General features: G+C 41.3%; 15 protein-coding genes and 1 tRNA gene. 10 read left to right on the top strand and 6 right to left on the bottom strand.

Features of this window, described 5'->3' with window-relative positions; all coding sequences use genetic code 11:
• From OQX62_RS10750 to OQX62_RS10730, 5 genes are all read left to right on the top strand, one after another.
• Nucleotides 1-2,253 (top strand): Gldg family protein, encoded by a 2,253-nt coding sequence (locus OQX62_RS10750; protein ID WP_265831529.1) that lies wholly within the window; start codon nt 1-3, stop codon nt 2,251-2,253.
• Nucleotides 2,254-2,332: 79 nt separating this feature from the next.
• Complete coding sequence (locus OQX62_RS10745; protein ID WP_265831528.1) at nt 2,333-3,433, top strand: FecR family protein; 1,101 nt, start codon at nt 2,333-2,335, stop codon at nt 3,431-3,433.
• 122 nt (nt 3,434-3,555) lie between these two features.
• Entirely contained in the window at nt 3,556-7,239 is a 3,684-nt protein-coding gene (locus OQX62_RS10740) for a SusC/RagA family TonB-linked outer membrane protein (RefSeq protein ID WP_265831527.1), read from the top strand.
• Between the two features lie 11 nt (nt 7,240-7,250).
• Nucleotides 7,251-8,633 carry a RagB/SusD family nutrient uptake outer membrane protein gene (locus tag OQX62_RS10735; RefSeq protein ID WP_265831526.1) on the top strand — a complete coding sequence of 461 codons (1,383 nt, stop codon included), beginning with the start codon at nt 7,251-7,253 and terminating at the stop codon, nt 8,631-8,633.
• A gap of 188 nt (nt 8,634-8,821) precedes the next feature.
• A complete protein-coding gene (locus OQX62_RS10730; protein ID WP_265831525.1) occupies nt 8,822-9,883 on the top strand; it encodes an endonuclease/exonuclease/phosphatase family protein in 1,062 nt (353 codons plus the stop codon).
• A gap of 52 nt (nt 9,884-9,935) precedes the next feature.
• Here OQX62_RS10730 and OQX62_RS10725 read toward each other — a convergent pair whose 3' ends face one another.
• A complete protein-coding gene (locus tag OQX62_RS10725) occupies nt 9,936-12,122 on the bottom strand; it encodes an ATP-binding protein (protein WP_265831524.1) in 2,187 nt (728 codons plus the stop codon).
• A 260-nt stretch (nt 12,123-12,382) separates the two neighbouring features.
• On the opposite strand from OQX62_RS10725, the gene OQX62_RS10720 reads away from it, so the two are divergent.
• Entirely contained in the window at nt 12,383-14,125 is a 1,743-nt protein-coding gene (locus tag OQX62_RS10720) for an FAD/NAD(P)-binding protein (protein ID WP_265831523.1), read from the top strand.
• Nucleotides 14,091-14,729 (top strand): DUF1543 domain-containing protein, encoded by a 639-nt coding sequence (locus OQX62_RS10715; protein WP_265831522.1) that lies wholly within the window; start codon nt 14,091-14,093, stop codon nt 14,727-14,729. Before OQX62_RS10720 ends, OQX62_RS10715 begins: the two co-directional genes overlap by 35 nt.
• A 38-nt stretch (nt 14,730-14,767) precedes the next feature.
• Here OQX62_RS10715 and OQX62_RS10710 read toward each other — a convergent pair whose 3' ends face one another.
• Nucleotides 14,768-15,592 carry an ion transporter gene (locus tag OQX62_RS10710; protein WP_265831521.1) on the bottom strand — a complete coding sequence of 275 codons (825 nt, stop codon included), beginning with the start codon at nt 15,590-15,592 and terminating at the stop codon, nt 14,768-14,770.
• Nucleotides 15,593-15,752: 160 nt separating this feature from the next.
• Between OQX62_RS10710 and OQX62_RS10705 the strand changes: the two genes are divergently transcribed.
• Nucleotides 15,753-16,352 (top strand): FMN-dependent NADH-azoreductase, encoded by a 600-nt coding sequence (locus OQX62_RS10705; protein ID WP_265831519.1) that lies wholly within the window; start codon nt 15,753-15,755, stop codon nt 16,350-16,352.
• Nucleotides 16,353-16,428: 76 nt separating this feature from the next.
• Here the strand turns inward: OQX62_RS10705 and OQX62_RS10700 are convergent, their stop codons facing one another.
• The 3 genes from OQX62_RS10700 to OQX62_RS10690 form a co-directional block, all read right to left on the bottom strand.
• Entirely contained in the window at nt 16,429-17,700 is a 1,272-nt protein-coding gene (locus OQX62_RS10700; protein WP_265831517.1) for an Hsp70 family protein, read from the bottom strand.
• Between the two features lie 139 nt (nt 17,701-17,839).
• A complete protein-coding gene (locus tag OQX62_RS10695; RefSeq protein WP_265831515.1) occupies nt 17,840-18,232 on the bottom strand; it encodes a VOC family protein in 393 nt (130 codons plus the stop codon).
• A gap of 99 nt (nt 18,233-18,331) precedes the next feature.
• Nucleotides 18,332-19,066, bottom strand: a complete 735-nt coding sequence (locus OQX62_RS10690; protein ID WP_265831513.1) for a helix-turn-helix transcriptional regulator — start codon at nt 19,064-19,066, stop codon at nt 18,332-18,334.
• 119 nt (nt 19,067-19,185) lie between these two features.
• Between OQX62_RS10690 and OQX62_RS10685 the strand changes: the two genes are divergently transcribed.
• Nucleotides 19,186-19,500: a pyrimidine/purine nucleoside phosphorylase gene (locus OQX62_RS10685; RefSeq protein ID WP_265831511.1), complete on the top strand. Its 315-nt coding sequence runs from the start codon at nt 19,186-19,188 to the stop codon at nt 19,498-19,500.
• 16 nt (nt 19,501-19,516) lie between these two features.
• Entirely contained in the window at nt 19,517-20,212 is a 696-nt protein-coding gene (locus OQX62_RS10680) for a DUF2461 domain-containing protein (RefSeq protein ID WP_265831509.1), read from the top strand.
• A gap of 49 nt (nt 20,213-20,261) precedes the next feature.
• Here OQX62_RS10680 and OQX62_RS10675 read toward each other — a convergent pair.
• Nucleotides 20,262-20,335, bottom strand: a tRNA-Arg gene (locus OQX62_RS10675).
• Nucleotides 20,336-20,349 lie beyond the last annotated feature (14 nt).

Raw genomic sequence — 20,349 nt, 5'->3', positions numbered from 1 at the left:
ATGAGAAAAATATTTAAAATAGCTGTACTGGAACTAAGCATTCTTTTTTATTCACCCGTAGCCTGGCTGGTGCTGGTTATCTTTATCATCCAGAATGGCATGGCTTTTTTAGGGATGATTTCGGCCTATCAGGAGGTGATTGCGATGGGGAACAAGGTAGACAACTTAACGTTAACCCTTTTTCCTGCAATGAATGGACTGTTTGACAGGGTGCAGCAAACGATTTACCTGTATATTCCTTTGCTGACGATGGGATTGATGAGTCGCGAGATCAGCAGCGGATCAATTAAATTATTACTGTCGTCGCCGGTAAAGATTACAGAGATTATCCTGGGAAAATACCTGGCGATTGTAGGTTATGGATTACTGATGATGGCAGTGCTGGCTTTGTACGCACTGGTAGGAATTACTGTGATTAAGGATGCGGATGTGATGCTGATCATATCCGGACTCAGCGGTATCTTTCTGCTTACCTGTACTTATGCGGCAATAGGCCTGTTTATGTCTAGTTTAACCTCTTACCAGGTCGTCGCAGCCATTAGTACGCTGGCCGTATTCGGTATTTTGCAGTTTATAGGGACGGTGGGGCAGGATATCAATTTTGTGCGCGACCTCACCTATTTCCTTTCAATTTCTGGAAGGGCGAATGATATGTTAAATGGATTGATCACAACTAAGGATGTGCTTTATTTCGTACTGATTATTATGCTGTTTTTATGCTTGTGTATTTTCCGGCTGCAGGCAGGACGAGAGTCGAGAAGCCGGACTTTCCAGGCGGGTAAATATGCTGTACTGATTTTGGCGGTGATGCTGATTGGTTATGTGAGCGCGCGACCAGGTTTGGTAGCTTACAAGGACATGACGGCTATGCAGTCACGAACGCTAACAAAGGTAAGCAGGGAGGCGATTAAAAAAATAGAGGGAGAACTTAAAATTACTACCTATGTAAACTTGCTGGACCAGAATGTATATCTGGGACTACCGGCATCAAGAAACAGTGATCTGAAGCAATTTGAGCAGTATCAGCGTTATATCCCCGGGTTAAAAATGGATTATGTTTATTATTACGATGCAACTGATCTTAAAAACAATCCGAATATGGTTTACCAGGGAGATCTCACTGGTTTAAGTACAAAGCAGATCGCAGAGAAAGTGGCGGATAATATGGGGCTGGATCTTGATCAGTTTATACCGCCTGCAGAAATACGGAAACGGATCAATCTGGCGCCTGAAAGTAATAACCTGGTGCGTGTGCTGGAATATAAGGGTAAAAAGAGCTGGCTACGGTTTTATAATGAGGTGAACCAGTTTGCGGATGAAGCGGAAATCACAGCGGCAATTAAGCGTTTAACCGTAAAAGTGCCTAAGCTGGTTTTTATTACAGGGAACAATGAACGCAGTGCAGATAAAAAAGGGGACAGGAATTATGAACTGATTACTAATGCCCGGAAAAACCGGACCGCGTTAATTAACCAGGGATTTGATGTGGCGAATGTTAATCTGGATAAGGAAGATATTCCTGAGGATGCTACGGTGCTGATACTGGCTGATCCTACTACGCCCTTAACAATGCTGGCACAGCAGAAAATAAAGGGATATCTGAATGATGGGGGCGATATGATGGTTACAGGGGAGCCGGGGCGACAAGCGCTGGTTAATCCTGTGCTGGAGTATGTGGGTGTACAGATGGAGAAAGGGATGCTTGTGAAATCATCAAAAGATTATACGCCGGATCAGATCTTTGCAGAGTCGCAGGAGGGAGGAATGCATGTCTTTACACCCACGTCTTCAGCATTGAAACATAATGAAACCGCAGGTTTTAAAGCTTATAGTTTACTGGTGAGCCCGGCTCAGGGATGGAACAAACAGGGGACTGTGGACCTGACTTCTACTGAGGTGAAATATAACGAGCTGGCCGGTGATAAAAAAGGAGTGTTTCCTGTAGTGCTGACTTTAATGAAAGGGATTAATGGCAAAGAACAACGCATTCTGGTTTCCGGTGATGCAGATTTTATGAGCAATGCTACTTTGATAGCTGGTAAGGGTTCGAATAAGAATTTTGTCAAGAGTATCTTTAAGTGGTTCAGCGGTGATGAATTCCCGATAGATGTGAGTCGCCCGCGCAATACCGACGATGCTGTTCTACTGAAAAGGAAGGAAATCTCGACCCTGAAAATGGTGCTTTTGGGGATTATACCGGGACTTATCATTGCGCTTGGTGCCTTCATCCTGATCAGCAGAAAAAGAAACTAATTTTTTTTATTTTATCTATACCTCCTGTACAGGTCATATCTTGTCTTACTAATTATAAAGCCAGCCTATCAGCGTTCCTATGGAAATAAGAGAAGTAAAAGTATTACTGGATAAACACGAAGCCGGAACTGCTACGCCGGAAGAAAAGGCTTTGCTGGAAAGCTGGTACCTTAGTTATCAGGCACCGGGAGCAGCAGAAAATCTGTCTATGGAAGAGCGGCTGAAAGCGGTAGACACGGTATGGGCAAACCTGGAGGAAGCGTATGGGCTGAGGAAAAAGATCAGCTTATGGCCGCGTATTGCTGTGGCTGCTTCGGTATTGGTGGCAGTGACGATAGGGCTATATTTAATTACATATAAAGGAAAACAAGGTCTGGAGGGCGAGCGACTGGCAAATACACCGGCAGATATTGCTCCTGGAGGAAATAAGGCGGTGCTGACCTATGGAAATGGGAAAAGGGTAGACCTGAGCGCCACTAAAGCAGGGGTGGTCATCAATACGAGCAAGCTTACTTATAGTGACGGAACAGTGGTAGATCAATCTGCTATTGAGGCTTCGGAAGAGCTGAGTTTGAATACGCCCAAAGGCGGAACTTATCAGGTGATACTGCCTGATGGAACTAAAGTGTGGCTCAATGCTTCTTCATCACTGGTATTTCCTTCATCTTTCGCAGGTGCCGCTACACGAGATGTATTGCTGAGAGGGGAGGCCTACTTTGAAGTCGCCCGCAACAAAAAACAACCTTTCCATGTAAATACACAAGGACAACTGGTAGAAGTCCTGGGTACGCATTTTAACATCAGCAGTTATAAAGATGAACCTGAGCAAAAAACAACTCTATTAGAAGGCAGTATCCGTATCGGAAACTTACTGCTTAAACCAGGGGAGCAGGCGGTACTGACCGCTGGCCGGACTACAATTGCTAAGGCCGATATAGAAGAAACAATGGGCTGGAAAAACGGCTATTTTATCTTTGAAGATGAAGGTATACAATCCATCATGCGCAAGATTGCCAGGTGGTATAACGTGGATGTAGTATATGAGGGACAGGTTCCTGACGCTACTTTTGGTGGCAGGGTAAGCAGGGCAGGTTATGTGTCTGAGATACTGAAAACCCTTGAGTTAACAGATAAAGTTCATTTTAAAGTTGAAGGAAGGAGGATTACCGTGATTAAATAGTTCTACTTCAATCAGCTGTAATCCTTTAAAAAAAATGCCAGAAGTGCTTGCAACACAACTGGCAAAAATATCCGGGTTACATCAATAAATTTCTCATCATATCAACTTAACCAGACAAACAAATGTATAAAAATTATACTAAGAACATTGGTATGCCTCATCGGCATCTCCAAAAATTCATGTTAATTATGCGCTTAACCACCGTTATATTAATAGCAACTATGATGCAGGTGAGCGCCGCAGGCTTCGCCCAGAAAATCACTTTGTCCGAAAAAAAGGCTACACTGAAACAACTGTTCATTAAAATACAGGCGCAAAGTAACTATGATTTTGTGTATACAATGGAGCTGTTGAAAAAAGCAAAACCAGTAGATATCAATATTAAAACGGCGGAACTGAAAGATGTGCTGGATCAGATCTTGAAAGGACAATCCTTAACCTATACTATTTACGGCAAAAATATCATCATTAAAGAAGAAGATCAGTCGCTTTTTGGTCGGCTGAAAGCATACATGTCTTCCGTAAATATTTCCGGGCAGGTTTACAATGAGAAGCGGGAACCTCTGGCAGGAGCTTTTGTAAGAATAGAGGCGACAAAACAGCGGACACTGACTAATGCAGAGGGAAAGTTTTTCTTACAGAATGCACCGAATGAAGGTAATCTGATTGTCTCTTACGTAGGTTACAGAACAGACACGATAGCGATAAGGGGTGATAAAGATATTTCGATCATCATGATGCCTGAACTGAATATGATTCAGGAAGTAAGTATTGTTTCTACCGGATACCAGGACGTGCCTAAAGAGCGTGCAACAGGATCATTTGAGGTGATTACCAAAGAGCAATTGCAGCACAGCACGGATCCCAATCTGTTGAAACGATTGGAAGGGATAACCACCAGTATGGATTTCAGGAATGACCTGAGAACAGTCAATTCCAGTCAGCGTAATTCTAAAAATTCGCCACTGGCAGATCTTACCATCCGTGGAAAAAACACGTTGAATTATAACAGTCAGAATGCCAGCGGGCAAGTGTTGGTTGTGATCGACGGTATAGCAAGTCCTTATTCTATTGATAAAGTAAACCCGAATGATGTGGAAAGCATCACGGTATTGAAAGATGCGGCGGCAGCGTCAATCTGGGGTTCCAGAGCCGCAAATGGTGTTATTGTCGTGAAAACTAAAAAAGGAGCTTATAACAGACCGGCGCAGATTTCGTTCAACAGCAGTTTGAATGTTGCTGATAAGATCGATTATTCCTATATTAAAACAATGAGCATCTCTGATTTTGTAGATGCCCAGGTGCAGCAGTTTACGGCGAATAACAGAATTTTACCTGAAATTACCCTGGGGTCTGTATTTGACCAGGAGCCTTTTTCTCCTGTTGCAGAAATTATGGATGCCTGGAAAAACAAAAATACCCTTACAGAGAGTCAGGCGCAGACACAGCTGAATGTTTTGCGTGGTAACGATATCAGGAATGATTACGAAAAATACTTTATGCGGAAATCTGTTCGCCAGAGTTACTCACTCGCTGTAGATGGCGGTTCACAATTGTATAATTACCGCTTATCAGCCGGATACGATAAATCTGTCAATAACACTAAAAACTCGAGTCTGGATCGTATTGCATTGAACTACAGTGCATCAGTAAGGCCTGTTAAAAATCTGGAACTGCAGGGAAATATCAGTTATAATGTACAGAATAATGATGATCAGGCACCCGAAAACCTGATTTCAGGGGTAACTAATGCTACATTTTATCCCTATACACGCCTGGCGGATGAACAGGGAAATCCGCTGGAGCTGACCAAAACCTACCGTTCTGGTCTGGTAGATCTGCTGGAAAGCAATTATGGGAACAAATTGCTGAGCATGCGTTATAAACCACTTGAGGATATCAATGAGGGGTATAACAAGATCAAATCACAAAATATTAACCTCAACTTTAGTGGAAACTACAAATTTTTTGAAGGTCTTTCTGCTCAATTGTCTTATAACTACAACTCGGGCAGGGATGAGGACAATACTTTATACAGACAGAATTCCTTCTACATGCGGAACCTGATCAATTATTTTACCACTTCGCCCTATTCAACGGATCCGCGTACCGGCAATGACGTGGCAGATTTTGTTCGCGGCGTACCACTTGGAGGATCATATAGTACAAATCTTACTACCTCCAGCAACCAGGCTTTACGCGGACAGCTGAACTTTGACCATACCTGGAAAGAAAAACATCAGGTATCGGCAATTGCGGGTATTGACGTAGCGCAGTCGTACAGCCTGGCAAAAGGGGACGGTTACTATGGATATAATGAAAATACGCTGCAGACCAATACGCTGATTAACTATTCCACTTTAATTCCCATCCTTTTTGAGCAGGATTTTAATGGGTATAATTCTCAATATGTACCCCGATTGAATACAGGATTTGTGGATACCAAAATCAGAACTTACAGCTGGTACTCCAATGCTGCTTATACCTATGATAGAAAATATACTTTATCAGCAAGTGTTCGCCGCGATTTGTCCAGCGAATTTGGTCAGGGTACCAATAACAGAAGTACACCTTTTTACTCTTTTGGGGGTAGCTGGAACATCAATAATGAGCAATTTTACAATTTGCCTTTAGTACCTGTCCTTAAATTGAGAGCTACTTTTGGTTATAATGGTAATGTGAATCCCCTCGTATTTGCGAGTCCGCTCATTACTTATATTGATTATGAAAACAATGGCGTGCCCTACTCAAGAACCGAAACGAGCGGTTCAGTTTCCAATCCACTCCTGAGACCGGAAAAAACAGGTATCTGGAACTTCGGGCTTGATTTCGGGCTGAGAGGTAACCGTATTTCAGGAAGTATAGAGTATTACAATAAGAAAACATCAGATCTGCTGGCCAACGGCTCGCTTGATCCGAGCAGCGGTTATACGAATGCTATATATAATACCGGTAACCTGAGGGGACATGGTGTTGATATTACTTTGAACTCATTGAACCTGCAATCTGGCAAATTCAGATGGAACAGTAATTTCCTGTTCAGTTATAACAGGGTAAAGGTGACCAGACTTTTTGCTTCAACAACAAATACAGCGGACGGCGTAGTAACAGGCAGTACCGGATCATATAACGAAGGCTATGACCTTTCCAGGTTTTTTGGTTATAAATGGGCAGGTTTAGATCCGGCTACGGGCGACCCAAGAGGTTATCTGGACGGACAAATCGTAAGTATCAGCAATGATGCTGCGGGTAGTGCAAATTACAGGGCAATCCAGAATGCCCCAACGTCATCCGCTGTTTATTTTGGCTCTGCAGTACCGGTATTCTATGGCTCATTGAGGAACACTTTTACCTATGGTGCTTTCTCTGCTTCTGTAAACATGATGTATAAGCTTGGCTATTTTGTCAGAAGGCCGCTCTCTAATGTGGTCAGTTATTCTGGTCTGTTTTCGGGTAACGGAACTTTACAGGGGGCTGAATATAATCAGAGATGGCAGAAAGCGGGTGATGAGCTGATCACAAATGTGCCTTCTGCAGTTTATACATCAAACGACCAGGCAAGGGACAGATTTTACTACTTCTCAGAGACCAATGTACTGAAAGGGGATCATATCCGCTTACAAGAAGTAAATCTTGCCTATTCTTTCTCTGCTAAAAAGAACTGGTTCATCAGGAACCCGAGAGTATTTGCTAACGTGACCAATCTGGGGATCATCTGGAAAGCGAATGATCAGGGTATAGACCCTGAGGTGTTCGACTACCCGAATCCGCGTACTTACAGTCTTGGTTTTTCCGCTAACTTTTAATTCTGATCATCATGAACAAACCTAAATATATACTCGCCCTACTGTTTTGCATGGTGCTGCTTTCCTGCAAGAAATTTGTGGATATCAAAAAAAGCAGCTTGCTTTCGCAAATTGAAACTGCGAATGATTGCCAGCTGATCATGGACAACTATACACTTTTTAATGCGAATTATCCCTCGGATGGGGAGACCTCTGCTGCAGATTATTATATTGATAATTTCACTTATAATGATGGTAACACCAGTATCGAAGATAAAAGTATTTACAATTGGGAACCTCAGGCAATCCGTGCAGGCGGGCAGCAGTGGGTAAAGTCTTACAACAAGATTTACAATACCAACCTGGTGCTGGAAGCACTGGCGAAACTGGAAGGAAAAGAAAATCCGGCAGTTTTAACTCACCTGAAAGGGACTGCTTTGTTTTTAAGAGCTTATGCATTATGGAATCTTGCACAGCTATATGCAAAACCATATGGGGCTACTGCTGCTCAGGATGCGGGTTTGCCGATACGGTTGATTTCTGATGTGAATGAAACACCCGGCAGGGGAACAGTAAAAGATACATATGACCGTATTGTTCAGGATTTGAAAGATGCGTCGTCGATGATGAATGTGACTGCGGATTTGCCTTCAAGGCCGACAAAAATTGCCGCACTGGCAATGCTGGCGCGGGTTTACCTGTCTATGGAAGATTATCCGAATGCATTGACGAATGCTTCAGCAGCTTTGGAATTGAAAAGCGATTTGCTTGATTTCAACACTTTCGATGAAGAGAATCCTTTTCCTTTTACGCGTTACAATAAGGAAGTGATCTTCCACTCCATTTTAGAATCAAGCGCCCTTTTGGCGGCAGGTTCTGCGGAATCCAGCTTTGCTAAAATAGACAATAACCTGGTAGGGTCTTATGCCAATAACGACCTGAGGAAAACATTTTTTTACAAAGCGAATTCCGGCCAGAATGAAGGTTCTTTCCGCTTTACGGGTAATTACGAACCATCTTCGAGTTCAACGCTATTTAATGGTCTGGCTGTAGATGAATTGTACCTGATCAGGGCAGAATGTTTTGCACGCGCAAATAATGCAGCAGGGGCAATTGCCGATCTGAATACCTTGCTGCGTACGCGATATACAACAGGCACTTATGTGGATTTGCCGGTAAGTACAGCAGATGCTGCTTTAACTACTATTTTAACGGAAAGACGTAAGGAATTAGTGATGCGTGGACAGCGGTGGACAGACCTTCGCAGATTAAATAAGGATTCCCGTTTTGCGGTAAACATTTCACGGCCGGGAGGCGGAATTGTGCATACATTACCTGCGAATGATATCAGATATACTTTACTGATTCCACAAGAGGTAATTACCTATTCTGCGATAGGCCAAAATCCAAGATAATATTTAATACAGATTTATTTACTCTAAAACTTATAGGCTGATCTTCATTTGAAGGTGAGCCTTTGAGTTTTACAGTGAATCTGTTTCGGGATCAATCGATTTTTCGACATCAGCAGCAATGTGGTTTGATTATTGTTAAAGGCATCATCTGAATTGATGTTATCACTTATATATTTATCGCCTTAAAAATGGAGCTGCTGCAGGACTGTCTTTTTTACTTTGGAATCTTTATCATTATTGCTTCGCTTATCCCTTTTATCAGACATGATTTTTGGATTTTCCGCGTTTTTGAATATCCCAGACTACAGAAACTCACACTCAATTTTGTGGTGCTTATTTTATATCTATCAACCTATACCCTGTTTGAGGCAAAGGACTATATCGTATCTGGTCTGCTCCTGATTAACCTGATCTATCTGTGCTGGCTGATATTTCCTTTTACTGCACTGGCTAAAAATCAGATTGTTCAGAGTGTCAAAACTGCGGGCGACCGCAATATTAAACTATTGATTGCCAATGTTTTTCAGGACAACAGACAGCAGGAAGAATATCATGAACTGATTTCCCGCTGCAGTCCTGATTTAATTCTGATGGTGGAAACAAACCAGTGGTGGCAGGATAAAATGGACAGCATAGGGGATATATACCCGTATCAGATCAAGGTTCCTTTGGAGAACACCTATGGTATGTTGTTGTATGCTAAACTGGAATTGGTTGACGGTAGCGTCAGGTATTTAGTAGAAGATGATATCCCTTCGATAGAAGTGAAGGTGAAACTGGATTCCGGGGAACTGATTAAGCTTTTTTGTCTGCATCCGCGTCCTCCTGTTCCGCAGGAAAACCCAAGATCTACAGAGAGGGATAAAGAAATTTTGCTGGTTGCGAAAAAAGCAAAGGAAAGTGAGTTTCCCGTTATTGTTATCGGCGACCTGAATGATGTGGCCTGGAGTTACACCACGGAACTATTTTCTAAAATCAGCGAGCTGCTTGATCCCAGAAAAGGCAGGGGTTTCTTTAACAGTTTTAATGCCAAGTACTTCTTCCTGAGGTTTCCGCTGGATCACGTTTTTTGCTCTGCTGATTTCAGTTTAACCCATATTGAGAGAATGAAGAGCTGTGGTTCTGATCATTTCCCAATGTTTATTAATTTGCAGTACGATCCTAAAGCGCTCATTGAAAATGAGATTCCCGAGGCTGATGCTGAAGATATTGAAACATTTAAAGAGAAAGTAACCGCATCAGTCGACTAACAGCTTATTCATTGTACAGCTGTTCATTGCTGATAAAACAAAAGCGAAAAATTTAAGCCAATGGAAGGTTGAAGTAAAAAGTAGACCCTTTACCCAATTCACTTTCTACCCATATTTTTCCATTATGGCGCTCAATAATTTCTGCACTCAGATAAAGTCCTATACCAAATCCGGAGATGGTATGGTTATTTTCTACACGGTAATAGCGTTCAAATAGCTTCTCTGTATCCTCAGGATTGATACCCATACCTTCATCTCTCACACTAATCCGTGCATCATGGTCTACTATCTGGCAAGTTACTTCGATGTCTTTATGATTAGGTGCGTATTTTATTGCATTGCTGAGCAGGTTGGATATCACATTGCTGATCTTATCATAATCTGCAAAAATTTCAATTGCGTCCACCCTGGTAAAGTTGATGCTATGTTCAGAATCCATCACCACAACTTCATCTAAAGTGCTTCTGAGCAACTCATCCAGTCTGAAGGTACTTTTGTTTAAAATTATTTTTCCGGATTCCAATCGTGATATATTCAGAAATCCATTGATCATACTGGTCATTTTTTTGACCTGTTTGCCTGCAATTTCCAGTGCCCCGGAAGTAAAAGTGTCGTTCGACTTTCTGGCTTTGCTTTGCAATAGCTGCAGGTAGCCATTGAGAGATGTGAGAGGGGTTTTTAACTCGTGGCTTACCATTCCGATAAAATCATTTTTCCGCTCTTCATCTTTTTTGCTCTCTGTTACGTCCATTACAAAACCAGAGAAAGTACTAAAACCTCCACTTTCATCTTTTGTGACTTTTCCAAGTGATCTCAGCCAGATCAGTTCCCCATCATTAAATCTCCGTTGTGAATAGGTAATATCATAATCTCCTCTTCCGGAAATTGCTTTTTGTATTTCATCATTGATAACATCACGGTAATCTTCCGTAACCTGCGCAATTGCCTGCTCATAAGTCATACTTTCTTCCCCTTCGTAACCAAATATGTTGGCCAGTGTAGGATTGTAAATTAATGCATTGGTTTCAGTATTGATATGCCATGCACCCAGTTTGGCTGCATCTACAGCAAAACGTATCATTTCCTCTGCTTTTTGCACTTCAAGTCTGGCTTGTACCTGTGTTGTTACTTCGGTAACGACTTGTAAAACACTTACTATCTCACCCTCATCGTCCTTCACAGGCTGACAGATGAAATTGAAATAGCCATCGGTTGGTTCACCATTGCGTAAAATGGTACCCTTACTTTCGTAGGCAAAAAAAGTCTCACCTGTTGTAAATATATCTTTTAGAATAGGGATGAAGGGCTGCCCTATTAACTCAGGCATAGCAACGGCCAGGGGTTTACCTTCAATATCGGCCGTTTTACTCCATATCTGGAGCATTTGATCGTTAACAATATCTATGATTAAATCAGACGAATGAAAAAGCGCAATCGCTACCGGCGATTGTTCCACTAATGAACGGAACCTGCTTTCGCTCTCTGCCAGCAAATATATTTTTCTATTGAGTCTGTCCTGAACTGCAGCCAGTTCCTCGTTTGTAGACAGCAACTCTTCATTGGAAGCCGTCATCTCTTCATTAATAGCAGACAGTTCATCATTCAGTCTTAGTTGCGACTCATTTAAAGCCAGCTCCCTTTTAAGTCCGTCTGCAAGATCCTGTGTCCGTATTTCTATTCTTTTCTCCAGTTCTTCGTTGAGTTGACTGAGACTTTCCTGGATTTGCAGGTATTCCTCATTGATGGCAGCAAGTTCTTCATTTGAAGCAGCAAGCTCTTCGTTTAATGCCTGCTCTCTTTCCAGGGCTTCTTCCTTTTCCCTCATCCTGATCAACGCTTCCTTGCCCATGAAACGGTCAGTTACATCCGTTGCAGTATGTAAAATGCAGATGGTTTTTCCGTCTTCATCCTTTATTGCACGGTATTCGAAGTCGAAATAAACAGTAGTAATCTGACCATCTATGTTGAGATCTGCAGGCGTATCTTGTCCGGCAATGGTGAGCCCCTCATTCCATACCCTTTTAAACATTTCTATGAAGGGTTGTCCTTTTAGTTCGGGAAGTGCGTCTGCCAGAGATTTACCGATAACGCTCCTGTCTTTATCCCAGACCCGGAGCATCGCATCATTAGCAGTTTGTATAATAGCATCTTCAGTTACGTGTATGGCTGTAGCAGTTTTTGTTAAGTTGAAAACTGCTAACAGCTGCTCATTGCTTAAAAAGGACATCGGGTGACTCATTCTTGAATAATAGATTGCTTTATCTGTGCTTCCAAATTTGCAACAAATATTCGAAGCGACAGAATTTTCAATGTTAAAATGCTGATAAATTAAAATTGTTTGCTGGTTGGTAAAAAATAATGTTTTATTCTGCTTATAGGATTCGTTTTTGGAAGGGTAGAATGATCCGGAATATTTCCCTGGGCTAAGCTAAAACCAAAGGCAAAAGAAGTTGTTACATCTTTATTAAAAGACAATTTTACATTTTACCTTATAAGCTATTGAAAGATAAAAAACGCATAGCGATTCTTGGCGGTGGACCAAGCGGGCTGTTTATGTATAAAAGACTAGTTGAATCTGGCCGGACTGATCTGACAATAGATATATTTGAACGGAAGAAACAGTTGGGTGTGGGTATGCCCTATAGTACCGAAGGTGCAAGTGACGAGCATATTACGAATGTATCTGGTAATGAAATACCTGATCTGGTTACGCCTATAGCCGACTGGATCCATACGGTACCTGAAAAAACACTGACGAGGTATAAGATTGATCCCTCAAAGTTTAACGATTATAAGGTCTTGCCGCGACTCCTGTTCGGTCAGTACCTGGCAGCACAGTTTGATCTGTTACTGGCAAAGGCTAAGGAGACTGGCTTGAAAACTACGGTGCATTTTGATAGTCCGGTTACGGATATCATAGATTACCCCACTCAGGAACTAATTGTTGTTGAGGTGGCAGAAAAGGCACATTTTGAATTTGATCATATCATCATATGTACAGGACACAATTGGCCCCGCAGGCATGAGGGAACTGTGCCTGGATATTTTGATTCACCTTATCCACCTGCTAAATTAGCGATCAAAATCAATCACCCGGTGGCAATTAAAGGCTCATCTCTGACTGCTATAGATGCAATCAGAACGCTGGCCAGACACAATGGGACTTTCAGCATAGGCAGCCAGGGTAAGCCTTTATATCAACTGGCAGCAGACAGTGAAAATTTCAAACTGATGATGCATTCCAGAAGCGGATTATTACCGGCCATCAGGTTCCACCTGGAAGATCCGCATTTGCTGAAAGATGCCGTATTAAGTCACGAAGTGGTTAACAGGAACAGGGCAGAAAATAATGGTTTTCTCTCACTTGATTTTGTATTTGAGAAAAACTTTAAGGACCTGTTCCCGGATAAGGATCCTGAATTTTATGCAAAGGTGAAAGATATGGATCTGGAAGCATTTGTAGCGATGATGATGGACTTACGTGAGCATCTGGAACCCTTTACCTTGTTCAAGGCGGAATATACAGAGGCAGAGCAGTCTATCAAACGCAGGGAATCCGTTTACTGGAAAGAGATGCTGGCGGTACTGAGCTTTGCAATGAATTATCCGGCAAAATATTTTTCGGCTGAAGACATGCAACGGTTACAGAAGGTTTTAATGCCGTTAATTTCTATCGTTATCGCTTTTGTACCGCAAAGTTCTGTAGAAGAAATGCTTGCACTGCATGATGCCGGGGTACTGGAAATTATTCCTGTAGGGGAGGATAGTTATACAGAACCGGATGCTGAGGGTGGAGTAGTTTATCACTATACTGATGAGACTGATGAAAAAAAGGCAGTTCATTTTACCACCTATGTAGATTGTGTTGGGCAGCCTCACCTGAGTTATGAAGATTTTCCCTATAAAGGTTTACTTTCCGGGAAGACCATCAGTCCGGCGCGATTACAGTTTAAAGATGTAGCTGCGGGATTGAAAGCACTGGCAAATGGCGACAAAAATGTTGAAATGGACAACAGCGGCAATTACTTTCTGAGGGTGCCGGGAATAACCATTAACGACAGCTTTCAGGCTATTGATGAGTATGATGCTTTGAACGAGCGTATTTACATTATGGCAGTACCTTATATCGGAGGATACAACCCCGATTATTCTGGACTGGATTTTTGCGAGGCAGCGTCTGCTGCTATTATTAAAAGTATCGAATTATATGAACCAATTACCACAGACAGTACAGATGCCTAAACTTTTTATGTTATTACTGGGCTCAAAAGCCCCCAAAAGAAATGTAGAACAACATGACTATTTCTTTGGCATTGCCAATTCATTGAAAGAGCTGGTTCCACAGATTAAAGCATTCTGGCCTGAAGCAGGAAATAGTATCCATATTGACGGGTGGCGGGAAGTGAACAGGGTTGATGATTATGAGATCAGGGTAGTATTGAAATCTAATGGGGCAGCTGGCGTAACAGATGATGCCGACCTCACAATTGATGCCGACTCAACTAGGGAATTTATCCCTGTGGCCAAAAAATTGTTTTTCATTAACCTGGGAGGTTATCAGGCCAACAAATTAGAGGAACAGCACTATGTAATTTTAACTGTTCAGGATGACAGGGCACAGGCAGTGCAGAGTTCGAAAAAAACAGTCTTTTTTAAAACGAATTCTATTAAAGGAGCCAATTCTCATATTGATGAAAAGTACGGAATTGATGTAGATGATATTTACAGGATTGAAGAGATCCTGGATGAGTCGCAAAAAGAACTTTATAGCATCGAGATTACGCCATCTTCCGCATTGCCGGAAGACGAAATACATCTGGGTTATTTTAAACTGGATAAATTATAGTCCGCCAACGAGATATTCACTTGTCTTTGGTTTTGTTGTCAGGAGAATAAGGAAGAACCGCAGTACTTACAAAAAGCAGCGTCGGCATCGTGGCCTTCCCGGCTGCAGGCGGGGCAGGACTCCAGTACTTCTTTCTTCTTCCGGGCAGCGATGGCCAGATCATGTGTGATGATACCCGTTGGAACGGCTATGATGGCATAACCAATCAGCATTACCAGTGCAGCAAGCATCTTTCCGATTGGTGTAACGGGTGAAATATCTCCATAACCTACCGTAGTGATTGTTACGATGGCCCAGTAAATACTTTCCGGAATATTGGAAAAACCATTTTCGCGTTGCTCTACAAGGTACATAATGGAACCTAAAATTACCGCAAGCATAAATACCGTCATCAGGAAAATACTGATCTTTCTGATACTTCCTTTGATTGCAACAGTAAGAAAGTTGATCTCTGTTAAAAAATGACCCAATTTGAAGATGCGGAATACGCGGAGGAGTCGCAGGGCCCGGAACACTAATAGAGACTGTGCACCTATAAAAAAGATGCTGAGATAGGTTGGGATGAGGGCGATCAGGTCTATGATTCCCAGGAAGCTAAATACATATTTGGCTGGTCGCCTTATACTGATCAGTCTCAATATATATTCTAAAGTAAACAGTGCCGAAAATATCCATTCAATCGTGTAAAACAGTCCTCCGTACTGTTTGTGAAGACTTTGTACACTATCCAGCATGACGATGATGATGCTGGTAAAAATAGCAAAGAGGAGGGCTACGTCAAATGCTTTTCCTGCAGGGGTATTCGATTCATATATCACTTCATGTAAAGCGAAGCGCCAGTCTTTTTTTGTCGGTGATGCCATTTAATCCGTTGGTGATTGTTAAATCTAAATATATTCTTTAATAACAGGGCGAATTACTTTTTGTGTGGCTGATCATTTCTTATCACAGATCAAGAGCCGTTCATTTTGTTATCTCTACTTTTACAACATCAAAGAAGAAATTATCATATAAAATATAATCATGTCAAAGATATTAAACATCATTTCAAGCCCGAGGGGCGAAGCGTCTAACAGCATCAAATTAGCGAATGCGATTATAGAAAGATTAAAGGAACAGGATCCGGGAGCTGCCGTTAAGACCCATAATTTGGCTACGCAGCCTTTTCCCCATTTGGAAGAAGCGCATTTGAATGCATTTTTTACACCGGTAGAGCAACATACTGATGCTAACAAAGCAGCCATCCGTCATTCTAACGAAGCTATTCAGGAAATTATGGATGCAGACGTTTTGGTAATTGGTGCTCCGATGTATAATTTCGGTATCTCATCTGTTTTGAAATCATGGTTTGACCATATTGCACGTGCAGGCATTACTTTTAAATACACTGCTAATGGTCCTGAAGGTTTGGTCACTGGTAAAAAAGCATATGTAGCAGTAGCTACAGGTGGTGTATATAGTTCTGGTGATGCCGTGGCTTATGATTTTGTAGTTCCTTATATCAAAACGATGTTAGGTTTTATAGGTATTACTGATGTAACTATAGTAAGAGCTGAAGGATTTGCAGTAGCGGATCTGCAGGGAGCTGCTTTAGACAAAGCTATTGATAGTATTGTATTGTAATCATTGTAGTAATAATTGTTAGCAAAAAAGGTTACCGGCATCGCCGGTAACCTTTTTTTATTGGTGCTGCTACAGGTTAATCTTCAAACAGGTAACCGCTATAGGCAAGTCCTTTTGCTACACTGGTAAAGTTGTCCCCTGAGGTAACGGATATATGAGGGAATTTTGTTTTAAACAGGTTCTGTACGCCACTTACCAATGAAGATCCGCCGGTGAGGAACAAACTGTCGATTTCCTCGGGCTTGATCTCATTTTTGGCCATGAACTCATCCAGATAAACGCTTATTTTATTGATGTCTTTTTGAATGATCGTATTGTATTGAGAAAGGGAAATCTGTTCGTCAATTTCTATTTCCATATTGGAATAGGCAAATTGTGAAATTTCCTGTTCGGATAATTCTATTTTTGTTTTTTCAATTGCCTGAAATACAGAGTATCCAAGGTTATTGTCAATCAACGTGATCAGGTTTTTGAATTTCCGGTCTCTTTTTGAATAATGATAATAGTTTTCCATATCTTTTTTGATACGAAGACCATTGAAAAAGTTCATCTGGTCCCAGGAGCAGATATTAGCAAAAAGAGATATGGGCACAGTCAGCACTTTGCCCGGAGTAGCTTCATATTTAGTGTTTTTACCAAAATGAGGAGTACCCTGATCCCACATAAAAGCAGAATCAAAACTGTCACCACCGATATAGATACCACCCGAGGCGATCATGTCTTCTTTCCTGTTTTTATTTCCCGACTTCGCCGGGTCCAGAATTAAATAAGTGAAATCTGTGGTTCCACCTCCAAGATCGGCCACCAGTACTTTTTCTTTTTTGGTAATCGTTTTTTCATAAGCAAATGCGGCACCGATGGGCTCAAACTGAAACCGTACATCTGTAAATCCGGCAAGCGCAGCAGCTTTGCTTAATCTTGTTTGGGCCAGTGTATCCTTTGCAGTGCTATCGTCATCAAAAAATACAGGTCGCCCGATAATAGCTTTTTTGCAATCATAGCCGACTATCTCGTCAGCTTTGGCTTTCAGATCTTTTAAGATCAGCGCAACAAGATCTGAAGCATTATATCTTTTGTGGTGGATCTTTGTCTCAATAAAACTGGATCTGGATAGAATCTGCTTGATTGATTTAATAAAGCGGCCTTTCATACCATCTTCCAGATAAGAAGTGATCGCATGTTCACCTACAACATAATTCAATTCTTCCGAGGCAGCACTTTGTTCTTTCAGGAAATATAAAAGAGAAGGAACCTTGATCGTGTTTATGATCTCTTTTTTGTCTTCGTCATAAATGGATAGTGCTGAATTGGTTGTTCCAAAGTCAATACCATATAGAAACTTACTCATTGTAAAAGGGGAATATTATGTATCAATTATTTATTGCCTCGTCCTGCGGGGGTGCAAAGTTAAGGCAATAATTGATTTATACAGGAGATTTCTTTGAAAATGGTGTATGCAGATATGGTTTGTTGTATTTGTCTGACAACTAATTCATTGGTGTACAGATTTCGATTAAAAATCCGTCCAGATCTTTTACGTAGGCTACGGATTGTCCCCATGGTTTTATTTTTAGTTCTTCCACTGGAATTGCACCAGCTGTGATTGCATTGTCAAAAGTGAGTTGTACATCGTCAGTAGTAAAGCCTAATTCTATGCCAAATGGTTTGGCTTCAGGCTTACTTTCAACAAATCCAGCGGATAAATTGCTCTTCGCTAATGTTATGGAGGCGAAGGATATGGTCGTATCGCCGCTAGTCAATTCTCCATAATTGTTTTCCGGAGTAATGAATTTACGGATGAAACCAAATGCCTGTTCATAAAAAGTAATTGATCTGGTCACATCCCGCACGTAAAGGATAGTGTAATTGAATTTTACCATTTTCATTGTTTATTAGATGAATTTATTTTTAACAAATGTATCCTGTTAGGTGTGATGTCTATTTGTAAAAATGCGACAAAATAATAATTCCATCTGTTTCTATAAAGAGGAGGGCGTTACACCGGTATACTTCTTTATTTCATTGGTAAGATGAGCATGATCATAATAGCCATGTTCCAACGCAATCTGCAGCAAAGTTGAATTCGTAGTGTTGTTCCTGATTTTTTCGAAAGCAAACTGATAACGGGTCAGGTTAACAAACTCTTTAGGACTGGTACCTATATGAAATTTGAAATGCCTTTCCAATTGTTTAACTGTCGTGAAATGCCGTTTTGCAATATCAGCGATCCTGGTTTGCCCTTTGTTCAGTTGTATATCAGCTATCACAGGCATAAGCATATGACAGGAGGGAGATAGTTTGCTTAGAAAAAAGTGATTGAGATACTTGTCGCCATACTTCATCACCTGGTGTATATCAGGTGCCAGACCTTTCTCAAATGCTATGCTTCGATCTGTGAATTCATGTAGCGAGGAAAATTGATAAAAAATGGAAAATGAAGCTGGTTTAAAGCGTATGCCTAATAACTTATTGTCAGGTCCGATACTGCTACTGCCGGAACGGGTCATTGTACCAATAAGGTATGCTGTTTCACTTTCCATAAAAACGGAACCGTCCTCTAACCGGCAATCTGCTTTTAAATTCAGAATAATATCTACACATCCATCAGGTAAGATACTTTCCTGATGAACAAAATTTCCCCCGCCTTCCGCTATCCAATAAGCATCGATGTATGGTGATAGTTCAGGATGTGGTTTTGTTTCTGAATACGACATATGAATGTAAATATAATATTCTGAACTGCAGTTTAAACGAGCTTAACTAAAAACGATTTATTCTTTTTTATAATTTAGGACAGGAAACGACTGAATCCCAATTCAACTAAAATAAAAATATGAGTAATCAGCAGAGTTCTTCGATAACAAATGAGTCAATAACGCATAATACCTACTTCGATGGTCAGGTTCAGAGCCTGGGCTTGCATACAGACAAAGGTAAGGCTACAGTAGGTGTGATGAAAGCGGGGAGTTATACATTTTCGACGTCTTCAGCTGAAAAGATGATCATCATTGCCGGTAGGCTGGAGGTGAAATTAAATGACAGTGGTTACAAAATATATGAGCAATCTGAAGAATTTGATATCGCCTCCGGAGTTACCTTTGACGTGAAATGCGATTCGGATGTTGCTTATATCTGTTATTATGAATAGGTTTAATTCTTCAGCGATGTCGAAATTACAATCAGCTCTTCCCGCGTCAAGCCTTGAATTTCTGAAATCATTGCAGGAGAATAACGAACGCGAGTGGTTTAACGCACATAAAGAGGAGTATCTGTTACAAAAAGAACTCATGGAGCATCTTGCTGAAAGATTACTGACGGAATTAAATAAACATGATGTTATTGAGACTCCTTCCGGAAAAAAGAGTTTGCACCGTATCTATAAAGACACGCGCTTTTCTAAGGTAAAGATTCCTTACAAAAATAATTGGGGCGGAAATTTTACACGAGCGACAAAACAACGCAGGGGTGGATATTACTATCATATTGAACCTGGCAACAGCTTCATTGGTGGTGGCTTTCAGGGGCCTTCTGCGGAAGACCTAAAACGGCTGCGTAACGAATTCAGTGCTGACCCTGCACCATTGAGAAAAATTTTAGCAGATAAGTCATTCGTGGAAACTTTTGGAAAAATAAAAGGCGAACAATTAAAAACCACGCCTAAAGGTTTTTCTCCAGATGATGAAGCAATAGATCTGCTGAGATATAAACAGTTTTTGCTATTCAAAAGTTTTACTGATGAAGAAGTCTTAGCTGCTTCCTTTGTGGAGGACGCGAATCAGGTATTCAAGAATATGCGCCCTTTTTTTGATTATATGACTGAGGTGCTGACCACGGATGTGAACGGAACTATAATCAAATGATTATCAATAAAAACGGCCTCTAAATATTTTAGAGGCCGTTTTTACTTTGTACACCCAATAGGATTCGAACCTATGACCTACGGTTTAGAAAACCGTTGCTCTATCCAGCTGAGCTATGGATGCGTATTCCCTTTCAG

Origin of the sequence: Pedobacter sp. MR2016-24 (genome assembly GCF_026239655.1) — a bacterium.
GTDB lineage: Bacteria > Bacteroidota > Bacteroidia > Sphingobacteriales > Sphingobacteriaceae > Pedobacter.
Note: the sequence above shows the minus strand (reverse complement) of the source record. Positions and strands in the feature narration are given on the sequence as shown.

What these genes read in the sequence shown, in the direction of transcription:
- OQX62_RS10750 (WP_265831529.1), top strand. Translation starts at nt 1, where the DNA reads ATGAGAAAAATATTTAAAATAGCTGTACTGGAACTAAGCATTCTTTTT.
- OQX62_RS10745 (WP_265831528.1), top strand. Translation starts at nt 2,333, where the DNA reads ATGGAAATAAGAGAAGTAAAAGTATTACTGGATAAACACGAAGCCGGA.
- OQX62_RS10740 (WP_265831527.1), top strand. Translation starts at nt 3,556, where the DNA reads ATGTATAAAAATTATACTAAGAACATTGGTATGCCTCATCGGCATCTC.
- OQX62_RS10735 (WP_265831526.1), top strand. Translation starts at nt 7,251, where the DNA reads ATGAACAAACCTAAATATATACTCGCCCTACTGTTTTGCATGGTGCTG.
- OQX62_RS10730 (WP_265831525.1), top strand. Translation starts at nt 8,822, where the DNA reads ATGGAGCTGCTGCAGGACTGTCTTTTTTACTTTGGAATCTTTATCATT.
- OQX62_RS10725 (WP_265831524.1), bottom strand. Translation starts at nt 12,122, where the DNA reads ATGAGTCACCCGATGTCCTTTTTAAGCAATGAGCAGCTGTTAGCAGTT.
- OQX62_RS10715 (WP_265831522.1), top strand. Translation starts at nt 14,091, where the DNA reads ATGAACCAATTACCACAGACAGTACAGATGCCTAAACTTTTTATGTTA.
- OQX62_RS10710 (WP_265831521.1), bottom strand. Translation starts at nt 15,592, where the DNA reads ATGGCATCACCGACAAAAAAAGACTGGCGCTTCGCTTTACATGAAGTG.
- OQX62_RS10705 (WP_265831519.1), top strand. Translation starts at nt 15,753, where the DNA reads ATGTCAAAGATATTAAACATCATTTCAAGCCCGAGGGGCGAAGCGTCT.
- OQX62_RS10700 (WP_265831517.1), bottom strand. Translation starts at nt 17,700, where the DNA reads ATGAGTAAGTTTCTATATGGTATTGACTTTGGAACAACCAATTCAGCA.
- OQX62_RS10695 (WP_265831515.1), bottom strand. Translation starts at nt 18,232, where the DNA reads ATGGTAAAATTCAATTACACTATCCTTTACGTGCGGGATGTGACCAGA.
- OQX62_RS10690 (WP_265831513.1), bottom strand. Translation starts at nt 19,066, where the DNA reads ATGTCGTATTCAGAAACAAAACCACATCCTGAACTATCACCATACATC.
- OQX62_RS10685 (WP_265831511.1), top strand. Translation starts at nt 19,186, where the DNA reads ATGAGTAATCAGCAGAGTTCTTCGATAACAAATGAGTCAATAACGCAT.
- OQX62_RS10680 (WP_265831509.1), top strand. Translation starts at nt 19,517, where the DNA reads ATGTCGAAATTACAATCAGCTCTTCCCGCGTCAAGCCTTGAATTTCTG.